The organism is Acinetobacter sp. NIOH-H-8, from assembly GCF_046635365.1.
Taxonomy (GTDB): domain Bacteria; phylum Pseudomonadota; class Gammaproteobacteria; order Pseudomonadales; family Moraxellaceae; genus Acinetobacter.
The window spans coordinates 1-11269 of sequence record NZ_JBHDVN010000075.1; the positions used below are offsets into that span (position 1 = coordinate 1).

Here is an 11269-nt window from a genome sequence, read left to right on the forward strand (position 1 = left end):
TTAAAATGCTGTGCTGCTTTTCGCACAGACATTTTATCTCTAGTCATAATTTCTATGACTTTGTCTTTAAAATCTTTTGAATATCCCATGTTTCTATTGTTCTATATTTTTAAGTATTTGGCTATATTTCAGTATCTGTAAAGTTCATTTTCAACTAAAATGAAGTTTTCAACTGGAGATTGGCCTGAGTGGAGTATTTTGAGCAACATCAGGGAAAAGAACGCGTCATACTGGTCAGTGTGAGCGTACAAATGCTGGATGACCTTGATGCTGAAGAGTTTCATCTGTTAGCTCAATCTGCAAATGCCGAAATTCTGGAACATCTTTTTGTTCAACGCTTAAAACCGGATGCCAAATTCTTTGTGGGTTCAGGAAAAGCAGAAGAAATTGCTGAACGGGTCAAAGAACTGGATGCCAATCTGGTCATTTTCGATCATGCACTGACACCTGCCCAAGCACGTAACTTGGAAAATGTGGTGCATTGCCGGGTGGTCGATCGTACCGAACTCATCCTCGATATCTTTGCGCAGCGTGCCCGTACCTATGAAGGGAAACTGCAAGTTGAACTGGCACAGTTACAGCATCTGTCTTCACGACTGGTTCGTAGCCGCACCAATCTGGATAGCCAGAAAGGCGGGATCGGTCTGCGTGGTCCGGGTGAAACCCTGCTAGAAACAGATCGCCGTTTATTACGTATCCGCATGGGACAGCTTAAAGCCAAAATAGAAAAAGTCCGTCAAACCCGTATTCAGGGCCGTGTGGCTCGGCAAAAAGCGGCTGTTCCAACCGTGTCTTTAGTAGGTTATACCAATGCGGGAAAATCTACCTTATTCAATATTCTGGCCGATAGTGATGTTTATGCAGCAGACCAACTATTTGCGACTCTGGACCCAACTTTAAGACGCCTGCAATGGGACGGCGTCGGTAATCTGGTACTGGCAGATACGGTAGGCTTTGTGCGTAATCTTTCGCATTCACTGGTCGAATCTTTTAAAGCAACTCTGGAAGAAACTGTTGAAGCAACCCTGCTTTTACATGTGATCGATTCCAGCAGTCCGGAAATGCTTGAACAAATTGAAGCCGTTGAAAAGGTGCTCAAGGAAATTGGTGCCGACGTTCCTGTTTTAAGGGTTTATAATAAAATCGACTGTAGCGGTGAAGATGCCAAAATCATTTACCGCCAGCCCGGTCAGCCTGAACGGGTCTATGTTTCAGCACATAGCGGTGAAGGTCTGGATCTGTTACGTAAAGCCGTGCATGAAGCATTAATGGGCCAGATTCAGCACTTTGAACTGGTATTGAAACCTGCCTATGGCAAACTGCGCAATCAACTTTATGCGCTGAATGTGATTCAGTCCGAACATTATGATGATGAGGGTCAGTTGCATATCGATGTACGGATTGCACCTCCAAAGCTGGAACAGTTAATCAAACAGGCACATTTACCGATAGAAGAAATTCTGGGATCTCAAGCACTTCAATTCCAGCATCCACTTGAAGAGTTTGAAATCCAGCGTAAGATCGAGTAAAACTTGATAAGTAAACTTTTAAATGACATCACCAATGAACTGGATAAAACATATTGACTGGCCAGCATGGATCGGCACCCTCCTCTTAATTATTGTATTTCGTGAAGCTTCAGTCTGGCTAATGACCCAGCTGGAACACCCTGAACTGGGCAATCTGGTCGGACTCATCAGCCTGCTAGTCACCTTATTTGCCTGGCGCTATTTTGGCAAAATTCCAGCGCGTCTGGTGGATACCAATAACAAGTTAATGAAAGAAAGTGCCTTCGCTTTTTTACCAATTAGTGCAGGCGCGCTAATTATGTTGATGCATATGGGACAAAAAATTCCGGCCTTTATGCTGGTGTTATGCCTGAGCACCCTGCTTCCCCTTTGGATTTACGCCAAAATGGCAAAACGCTGGTTATAGGAGTCGCACATGTTTTCTGTTCTTTATGGTCTTGCGATTACCTTAATTGCTTATCTGCTTGCTAAACCCTGCAATCGTGTTATTCCGCAAATTCCTGTGATTGTGTTTAGCATGTTCTTGGTGCTGGTGATTTTATTGGTGCTCGGTATTCCTTATGAGCATTATATGGATGAAGTCAATCCACTGTTTAACCATTTGCTCGGTTATGTCACGGTTGCACTGGCGATTCCACTAGCGGCCATGCGTTATGATGACCTGCCGCTGAAAGCCATTATTGGGATTCTCGTTTTTGCCAGTATCAGTGCGGTTGCCTTACCGATGGGTCTCGCCTATTTGCTGCATATGTCTTCTGGCGACATCATGGCCTTTGCCACCCGTGCAGTCACAACACCAATTGCAATTAATATTGCAACCTTACTGGAGGCACCTGTTAGTCTGGCCATTCTGATCGTCATTTTGTCTGGCGTAATTGGTGCAGCATTTTCACCATTTATTTTACGACATATCAATGATGAGCGTGCTTCAGGTCTTGCTCTAGGTCTAGCAGCACATGCGATTGGTACAGCTCAAGCCTGGCAGCGTGGTAGTGTTGCCGGACGTTATGCTGCGTTTGGCATGGCAGTGAATGCCGTTTTTACTGCGATCTGGTTGCCAACTTTTATACTTTATCTGCAAAAAATGTGACTCATCAATCAATATTTAACGTTTGTTTCTGAATGAAACTATTCTTACTATAGGGAAATAAAGAATTTTTCACTCAGGAACAGACCTATGAAAAAGGTTCAATTATTATCCGTTTTAGCCCTGACCTTTTTCAGTCATCTGGCTTTCGCTTCCGATATTTCAGGTACCTGGAGAAGTATTGACGATAAAACAGGATCAGTTAAAGCAATTCTGGAAATTCGTGAAACTTCAAATGGTGTTTATACTGCCAAAATTACCAAGATCACGCCTCGTCCTGGCTACACACCACGCGAAACCTGTGTTTCCTGTCCTACACCTTATACCAATAAACCGATTCTTGGTCTGGATGTACTCACCGGCTTAAAAGATGCAGGTAATAATAATTTCTCTCAGGGCAAACTGATTGACCCCTTATCTGGCAATATTTATAACACCAAAGCTAAATTAAGTGCCAATGGCAAACGTCTAACCCTACGTGGTTATGTGGGTGTTTCAGCCTTAGGACGCAGCCAGACTTGGATTAAACAAGATTAATTCATGACTTAGTGCACAGAAGCTTGCATTTTCATGCATTAAGTTGTATCAATATTAGACAGATGCTTTTTTTATACAATATAAAACATGCATATAAATATTAGATTCATTTGCTTTAACAGGCTTAGCATCAAACGGATTTTGATGGGCAATATAAGGAGATAGAATGCAAGACATTACCATGTTAAAGATCTTACTGAATTTCTCTGCTTTTACTGAAAATTCAGCCACAAAGCAATTAACATCGGCATATTTCTGTCATGGGGAATCAACAGGGTTAAAGCAGATTGATCGAGCAATCTGCAACGCTCATTATTCTAAAATCAACCAAAATTAAAAAACCACACGCTTGTGTTTGGGATAGTTTGTTTCATCTATGAAAAAAGGATAAATATAAATGAATAAATCTAAATTAGGATTAATGCTCATTGCTACATTCATGACTGGGACCATTTATGCACAAGACTTGACCGGGACATGGCAACAAATCGATGATAAGACTGGTTCACCCAAAGCACTGATTGAAATCCGTCAGGACAGCAATGGTACTTATGCCGGCAAGATTGTCAAAGTAACGCCTCGTCCAGGTTATACCCCGCAAAAAACCTGTAATAAATGTCCTGCTCCTTATACCAATCAGCCAATCCTGGGGATGGATGTACTGACAGGTTTAAAACAGGTTGGTGATAGCGTGAATTATGAAAAAGGTCGTGTGATTGATCCATTGACAGGTAAAATTTACGATGCCAAGGTTCGTCTGAGCAGCAACGGCAAACGTTTAACCCTACGCGGTTATGTGGGTGTATCTGCTCTGGGTCGTAGCCAAACCTGGATTCGTCAGGAATAAGTTCACACTTTTTCTCAAAGCTGCCAAACAGGCAGCTTTTTTTATAAATTTAATTCCATGTTTTTAATTATTTATTGACTATTTGTGCAATCTTCCTAACATGTGCGGGTAATAATGAAAAGTTCTTTGGAATGATGGATATGTTAAAGAAGATATTCCTTGCCACATTGACTACAGGATTCATGATGAACCTGTGGGCTCAAGATATTAGCGGAACCTGGCAACAAATTGATGATAAAACTGGAGCAGCAAAAGCCATCATTGTCATCGAAAAAGAAGCAAATAATACTTACTCAGGCAAGATTGCGAAAATCACGCCACGTCCAGGTTATACACCACGCGAAAAATGTAATAAATGTCCAGCCCCTTATACCGATCAACCGATTTTAGGCATGACTATTCTAAAAGGCCTGAAACACGTTGAAGGCACCAAAAATTATGAAAAAGGTCGTGTCATTGATCCATTGGCAGGTAAAATTTATGATGCCAAGGTTCGTCTAAACAATACCGGCAAGCGTTTAACACTACGTGCCAGTATGGGTGTTTCAGTTCTGGGCCGCAACCAGACCTGGATTCGCGCAGACTAATCATCAGCACAATAAAAAAGCCACGTTCAACGTGGCTTTTTTGAGCTTTAAATATTTTAAAATACCGGATTATCGACGGCAAACATTTGCTGGTCTTCCAGTCGATAAGCCATCAACTGATTACCCCAGACACAGCCGCCATCGACATTCTGAATTCGCCCAGAAATGGTTTTACCCTGTAAAGCGGCCCAGTGTCCAAATACAATTTGATGGGTTGCTGCAGTTTTCGATTCAAATTCAAACCAAGGCTTAAAACCTTCTGGCATCGGATCATCCAGTGAATCTTTAAAACTATATTCCAGACGCCCTTCTGCATCAGTTAAACGCATCCGGGTCAGGTAATTCACGATACAGCGTGTACGCTCATGACCTTCTAATTCATCTGACCAGAGTGTAGGCTCTTTCCCAAACATTTCCTTTAAGAAAGTATCCACCACCTCAAAATCATCATGGGCAATAATGGCTTCTACTTCTTTAGCCAATTCAGCCGTCTTGGCTGCATCCCAGATATTGGGAATACCGGCATGGGTCAGTACCGTCTGTTCATTCGGAAACAGACACATCGGCTGTTTACGGATCCAGTCAATTAACTCATCACTGTCGATCGCATCAATCACATCACGGACATTATCCTTGTCTTTAATCGGCTTAATACCGCGTGCATAAGCCAGCAAAGTCAGGTCATGATTACCCAGCACTGTTGCCGCCACGCCATTATCGACAAGCTTTTTAATGAAGCGTAATGCACCCAGCGAGTTTTCCCCTCTAGCCACCAGATCACCAGCAAACCAGACAAAATCCTGATCAGGATCAAAACGGATTTCTTTCAGCAGTGCCTTCAAGGCTTCAAAACAGCCTTGTACATCACCAATCACATAATTGTATCGAACAGTGCGGGTCATTATTTTTAAGCTACCATTTGATCAGATAAAGCCACAAATTGGGCAAGTGACAGTGTCTCTGGACGTGCCATTGGATCCACACCTGCCTTTTCAAAACCATCTTCAACCAGCATCCCTTTCAGGCTATTACGCAAAGTCTTACGGCGCTGGGTAAATACATGCGATACCAGACGAGCTAAAGCTTTTTCATTTTTTGCCACGATCGGTTTTACATCATATGGCTCCAAACGGAACACGGCAGATGTCACTTTTGGTGGCGGATTAAAAGAACCTGGCGGCACTTCAAACAGAAAAGTCGGTTTGCAGTAATACTGGATCATCACCGACAAACGACCATATTCTTTGGTGTTCGGTGAAGCTGTAATACGATCGACCACCTCTTTTTGCAGCATGAAGTGCATGTCTTTGACTTTGTCACCAAATTCCAGGAGATGGAACAGTAGTGGTGTCGAAATGTTATAAGGCAGGTTTCCAACTACACGTAGCGGACGACCTTCTTCAAATAAATTGGTGAAATCGTATTTCAGTGCATCCGTTTCAATAATGGTTAAACGTTCAGGATGCGGCACACGGCCCGGCAAACCAGCGGCCAAATCACGGTCCAGCTCAAGTACAGTCAAAGCATCACATTCACCAATTAAAGGTGATGTCAATGCGGCTAGACCTGGACCAATTTCAACAATATTTTCGCCTGCACGCGGGTTTACCGAACGCACAATTTTGGCAATGACACGTTGGTCATGTAAGAAGTTTTGACCAAAACGCTTGCGCGTGTGATGCCCTTCATCTTTTGGGTTTAAGGCATTAATCTGATACATAGACATTTCCAACGTGTAATAAAGACGAGATCATTGACGCGCTAAATCCAGCGCCAAGTCCACAGCCACATGTAAGCTTGAGTTTTTCGCAAGGCCTGTACCTGCGAGGGAGAGTGCTGTGCCGTGATCGACAGAAGTTCGGATAAACGGTAAGCCCAAGGTAATATTGATGGCTTCACCAAAGCCCTGAGATTTTAACACAGGTAAACCTTGATCGTGATACATCGCCAGAACAGCATCGGCATCTTTCAAATTTTCAGCGGTAAATAAAGTATCTGCAGGCAGGCTCAGACTCATATTGATACCTTGAGTACGGTAAGTCTCCAGTACTGGATTGATGACTTCAATCTCTTCCATACCCAAATAACCGCCCTCACCTGCATGTGGATTTAAACCACAGACCAGAATATGCGGATGCTCGATTTTAAACTTCGATTTTAAGTCATGAATCAGGATATCAATCACCTGATGCAAGCGTTCCGGAGTAATGGCATCGGCAACTGCACGAAGTGGCAGATGGGTGGTTGCTAAAGCAACACGTAAAGTTTTAGTCGCTAGCATCATCACCACACGCGGTACACCAGCAAATTCCTGGTAATACTCGGTATGACCACTGAAATGAATCCCCGCATCATTAATGACTGACTTCTGTACCGGTGCTGTAGCCACTCCGACACTTTTGCCTGACATGGCATATTTGGCTGAACGACGTAGCTGCTCCAGTACATAAGCGGCATTATGGCTATTCAGCTCACCCAGCACTACCGGTTCTTTTAAAGGCACGTGCTCAACATAAAGCTGACCTTTTTCTGAAGAAGTCGTTTGCCCTGTATATTCAATCAGTTCAACCAGAAGTTTTAACTGCTGTGCCCGTTGACGGAGCATTTCCAGATCGGCAAGTACCACCAATGGACGCTCATCAATACGATCCGCCAGACTCAAGCAGATATCTGGACCAATTCCGGCAGGTTCACCACTGGTAATATATAAAGGCAGCATGACTTTCTTCTGTATTATCAATTGTCCTTATTTTAGTACAAATTTCACAGGGAAAGTTTTAGATAAAGGTTTAGATGATGTTTATTCAAATAATACTGTACATTTCTCGTTATATTAAAGAGAGATAAAACCGGACTGATGTCAATGAACCATATAAAGAGTTTCAGGCAGTCATCTCAACACTCGACATGTTTAGCTTTTGGCATTTTCAGGGAGGATTGCCTCAAGTTTAGAAGGCAAACCTAGGCAGAAACGAATACAGGCTACTTACTAAAGAAATACATATTAAAAAACAGGTGAATCCATTCATACAAAGAGGTGCCCCTAGTCTTAGGTCCGTTTTATTATTTAATGATTAATCATATGTGTTTATAGGCTAAAAATCCTACTGGTCATTCATTGAAAGACGTTGTAAAATACAGCGCTTGAAATTTTATATTTTCATTGTGGTTCTCCCGGCTTTCGGGTAGAATTCGGTCTCCTTTTGTTTGGACAGCTTCCATAGTCCAAACCAACTATAATAGGTAGTGGTTTAATGAAAACTCTCAGCGCTAAGCCAGCTGAAGTTCAACACGACTGGTACGTTGTTGATGCTTCTGGCAAAACTTTAGGTCGTCTCGCGACTGAAATCGCTCGTCGTTTACGCGGTAAGCATAAAACTTCTTATACTCCTCACGTTGACACTGGTGATTACATCGTTGTTATCAATGCTGAGCAAGTTCAAGTGACTGGTAACAAATCACTTGACAAGAAATACTATCGCCATACTGGTTTCCCTGGTGGTATTCGTGAAACTAATTTTGAAAAATTAGTTGCTCACAAACCAGAAGAAATTTTCCAACGCGCTGTAAAAGGCATGTTGCCAAAAGGTCCTCTTGGTTATGCAATGATCAAAAAAATGAAAGTGTACGCTGGTACTGAGCATCCACATACTGCTCAACAGCCACAAGTTTTGGACATCTAAGGGATACAGCACATGGCTACTAACTATGGTACAGGTCGCCGTAAGACCGCAACTGCACGTGTTTTCCTATCTGCTGGTACTGGTAAACTCGTAATCAACAACCGTTCTTTAGAACAATACTTCGGTCGTGAGACTGCTCGTATGGTTGTTCGTCAACCTCTAGAGCTTCTTGAAGCGACTGAGAAATATGACCTTTACATCACTGTTGCTGGTGGTGGTATCGGTGGTCAAGCAGGCGCTATCCGTCACGGTATTACTCGTGCACTGATCGCTTCTGACGAAACTCTTAAACCTGCTCTTCGTCAAGCTGGTTTCGTTACTCGTGATGCTCGTGAAGTTGAACGTAAGAAACTTGGTTTACGTAAAGCTCGTAAACGTCCTCAATTCTCTAAACGTTAATTCATTTACCGAATCGGACAAAAAACCCTGGTTTATTCCAGGGTTTTTTATGGCTTGAAAATGATCACCTAATATTATCTTTATTGTCATTGTTCATGCACATCCTTACCCCATACTCCTTCATGACACCAGAAGGATTTGGTCAGATAATAATTCGCAACACCGATGATAATAAACAGGATAATTAAGCCGAAATTCATGATCATGTTGTTCTGCTCCTTTCATTTTTTTCTCTACTCTACCCTGCCTTAGTCCAATTGGCTTTTTATGCTTCGTGCTTTTTAGGTTGATTTTTAGTATCCTAGTCTATTCATTAGAACTTAATCAGGATTTATGTCAGTCGAAAGCGCGCCACTTCAAGGACTCACCTTATATAGCCATGCCGATGACTTTCGTTCCCATTGGATTCGCTACGTACTTGCTGAAAAGCAGATTAAATATAACCTGATCCTGGTCGATAGCGATGATGAAGATCTGGCCAGCCTCAATCCTTATAACCAGCTGCCCATGCTGATTGAAAATGATTTAAAATTATTCAATACCAGCATCATTTCCGAATATATTGACGATCGTTACCGCCAGAACAAGCTCTATGCAGATGCCCCCATGCCACGTGCGGAACAGCGGCAATATATCTGGCGCTTTGAAAATGACTGGCTCAAACTGGCGGATATCATGCTATGCCACCCAGATACCTTGGATGCTGCAGCCAAAGTGAAGGCTCAAAAACAGTTGCATGATATCCTGATTTCATTAACGCCCCTGTTCCAGCATTTCCCTTATTTTATGTCGGAACATTTCAGCATCTTGGATTGTATGCTGGCTCCCATTTTCATTCGACTTAAAAGCATGGGAGTAGAATTACCTCGACAACAATGTCGTCCATTTTATTTATATTGCCAGCGAGTTTTTAGCCGTCCTGCATTTGCAAAATCCATGACCTTGCAGGAAAAAAACCGCTACCAAGAACAAATCAAATCTGTAGAGAAACATCATGTCTGAACAAGAATTCAACTTAAGTCCTACTCGTCCCTATATGGCACGTGCAATCTATGAGTGGATTTGCGATAACAATATGACGCCTTATCTGCTGGTCGATGCTACACGTCCAAATACTATGGTACCCGAGCAGTTTATTAAAGATGGCCAGATTGTCCTGAATATTGTGCCGCATGCAGTTCATGCGCTGAATATGGATAACGAAGCCATCACCTTCTCAGCACGTTTTGGTGGTGTATCACGTGATATCTATGTACCGATGACAGCAGTCCTCGGAATCTATGCACGTGAAAATGGTCAAGGATTATTCTTTGATCCAAATGAATATGAGCATACACAAAGTGATGAAGATGCTTTAAAATCAAGCACTGAAGAACAGCCTGAACCCGCAAAGAAAAAACCAACCCTAAGGTTATTAGATTAAAAATAATGGAGTAAGTGAATGGCTTTTGATTTAGTACAATATTTTGTTGAACAGATAGAAACTCAAAAGCCTGAGCTTCTACAAAGCTATACAAAAGAAGAAAAACGTAAATATATTTCAGAAATCAATGCTCTCACTTTAGGCAAACTGATTAGCGAATGGCGCAATAATCCGCAAAAAATTTATAATGAAATCAAACACCCAGATGAACTCTATATTCTGGAAATCGCCCGTCACCTGACTACCCGAGTGGAAAACAAGTCGACTTTACCAAAACCCGAGCTGGAGCAGCTCACGTCTGAAATTTTCCATTACCAACTGACTGAATTGAAGCAGTTGCACGATACTGGCAATCATAATCAGACCAGTATCCAAGAGCTGCTGAAAGGACAAATTGAACATTTGTCTGGACAGGCAGATGATTGGGTTTGGACAACAAATAACCTAACAGAACTCAAAGGCTCTAAACCAATTCATGAAGAAGAGCTATCATTAGAAGCATCAATGAAGGAGTTTAGCCAAATGGTTCATCAAAATATCCAGCATCATGATGTTGAAGAAGTTGCTGTTGTAGAAGCACCAACCTGGGCAAAAATCGTTGAGCCAGTAGTTGCGCTTGCGATTCTTTGGGTACTGATTGAAGCAGTATTACGCGTATTTGCATAAATACTTCAACCTCAAAAATTCAGTTTTACTAAAAGCCAATGAGATATTGGCTTTTTTTATTCTTTAAATTTATCAAGGAATAAAGTGAATCTATTTTTTTTAACTGAAAGTTTTACCTAATTGGTTCCATAATCCATTAAAAATATTTTGTTACATCTTTTAGATTAAGATGAGAGTATAGATCAAAAAATAATCATGATTTCACTTCACATATCATTAAATAAAAAGATAAATGCATCACATAATTAAAAAGTACAAGTTAAAAATTAAAATCCAAAGTAAACCATTAAATTTTATATGGTTTTTATTTTAATTGTAATTTACTCCTCTATTTTTATAATGAATTTGAATGAAAAAGATAATATTCGAACTTCATTAAATACAACTATAGCTAAATACTAAATAAATCATTACAGTAATCTTTAAACAATTTATCAATATCTTTAACTCTAAATTTATTGCGAATCATTTTTACTCGTGACCACATTTTTTCTATAGGATTTAAGTCCGG

15 protein-coding genes are annotated in these 11269 nt (G+C 41.4%); 12 read left to right on the top strand and 3 right to left on the bottom strand.

The window, feature by feature from the left end; all coding sequences use genetic code 11:
• The first annotated feature begins 188 nt into the window (after nt 1-188).
• From hflX to ACEWB7_RS16260, 7 genes are all read left to right on the top strand, one after another.
• Nucleotides 189-1529, top strand: coding sequence for a ribosome rescue GTPase HflX (gene hflX, locus ACEWB7_RS16230; protein WP_312309480.1), 1341 nt, complete (start codon nt 189-191; stop codon nt 1527-1529).
• A 34-nt stretch (nt 1530-1563) separates the two neighbouring features.
• Nucleotides 1564-1935, top strand: a complete 372-nt coding sequence (locus ACEWB7_RS16235; RefSeq protein WP_312309477.1) for a hypothetical protein — start codon at nt 1564-1566, stop codon at nt 1933-1935.
• A gap of 9 nt (nt 1936-1944) precedes the next feature.
• Nucleotides 1945-2619, top strand: a complete 675-nt coding sequence (locus ACEWB7_RS16240; protein WP_312309475.1) for an LrgB family protein — start codon at nt 1945-1947, stop codon at nt 2617-2619.
• Between the two features lie 87 nt (nt 2620-2706).
• Nucleotides 2707-3153, top strand: a complete 447-nt coding sequence (locus ACEWB7_RS16245) for a DUF2147 domain-containing protein (protein ID WP_312309473.1) — start codon at nt 2707-2709, stop codon at nt 3151-3153.
• Nucleotides 3154-3319: 166 nt separating this feature from the next.
• A complete protein-coding gene (locus ACEWB7_RS16250) occupies nt 3320-3490 on the top strand; it encodes a hypothetical protein (RefSeq protein ID WP_158651671.1) in 171 nt (56 codons plus the stop codon).
• A 60-nt stretch (nt 3491-3550) separates the two neighbouring features.
• Nucleotides 3551-4000 (top strand): DUF2147 domain-containing protein, encoded by a 450-nt coding sequence (locus ACEWB7_RS16255; protein WP_005237150.1) that lies wholly within the window; start codon nt 3551-3553, stop codon nt 3998-4000.
• 140 nt (nt 4001-4140) lie between these two features.
• Complete coding sequence (locus tag ACEWB7_RS16260) at nt 4141-4587, top strand: DUF2147 domain-containing protein (protein ID WP_180034242.1); 447 nt, start codon at nt 4141-4143, stop codon at nt 4585-4587.
• Nucleotides 4588-4643: 56 nt separating this feature from the next.
• Here the strand turns inward: ACEWB7_RS16260 and ACEWB7_RS16265 are convergent, their stop codons facing one another.
• From ACEWB7_RS16265 to pdxA, 3 genes are read right to left on the bottom strand one after another with little or no spacing between them, the layout of a single operon-like run.
• Nucleotides 4644-5489: a symmetrical bis(5'-nucleosyl)-tetraphosphatase gene (locus ACEWB7_RS16265; protein ID WP_104425779.1), complete on the bottom strand. Its 846-nt coding sequence runs from the start codon at nt 5487-5489 to the stop codon at nt 4644-4646.
• Between the two features lie 5 nt (nt 5490-5494).
• Nucleotides 5495-6307, bottom strand: coding sequence for a 16S rRNA (adenine(1518)-N(6)/adenine(1519)-N(6))-dimethyltransferase RsmA (gene rsmA / locus ACEWB7_RS16270; protein ID WP_034704111.1), 813 nt, complete (start codon nt 6305-6307; stop codon nt 5495-5497).
• 30 nt (nt 6308-6337) lie between these two features.
• Nucleotides 6338-7306, bottom strand: coding sequence for a 4-hydroxythreonine-4-phosphate dehydrogenase PdxA (gene pdxA, locus ACEWB7_RS16275; RefSeq protein ID WP_376745867.1), 969 nt, complete (start codon nt 7304-7306; stop codon nt 6338-6340).
• 535 nt (nt 7307-7841) lie between these two features.
• Here pdxA and rplM point away from each other — a divergent pair.
• From rplM to ACEWB7_RS16300, 5 genes are all read left to right on the top strand, one after another.
• Nucleotides 7842-8270, top strand: coding sequence for a 50S ribosomal protein L13 (gene rplM / locus ACEWB7_RS16280; RefSeq protein ID WP_004785249.1), 429 nt, complete (start codon nt 7842-7844; stop codon nt 8268-8270).
• Nucleotides 8271-8282: 12 nt separating this feature from the next.
• Nucleotides 8283-8669, top strand: coding sequence for a 30S ribosomal protein S9 (gene rpsI / locus ACEWB7_RS16285; RefSeq protein WP_004785251.1), 387 nt, complete (start codon nt 8283-8285; stop codon nt 8667-8669).
• A gap of 333 nt (nt 8670-9002) precedes the next feature.
• Nucleotides 9003-9671: a glutathione S-transferase N-terminal domain-containing protein gene (locus tag ACEWB7_RS16290; protein WP_284880629.1), complete on the top strand. Its 669-nt coding sequence runs from the start codon at nt 9003-9005 to the stop codon at nt 9669-9671.
• Nucleotides 9664-10092, top strand: a complete 429-nt coding sequence (locus ACEWB7_RS16295; protein WP_166135403.1) for a ClpXP protease specificity-enhancing factor — start codon at nt 9664-9666, stop codon at nt 10090-10092. The genes ACEWB7_RS16290 and ACEWB7_RS16295 overlap by 8 nt, the downstream gene beginning before the upstream one ends.
• An 18-nt stretch (nt 10093-10110) precedes the next feature.
• Nucleotides 10111-10758 (top strand): hypothetical protein, encoded by a 648-nt coding sequence (locus ACEWB7_RS16300; RefSeq protein WP_312310237.1) that lies wholly within the window; start codon nt 10111-10113, stop codon nt 10756-10758.
• The last annotated feature ends 511 nt before the right edge of the window (nt 10759-11269 follow it).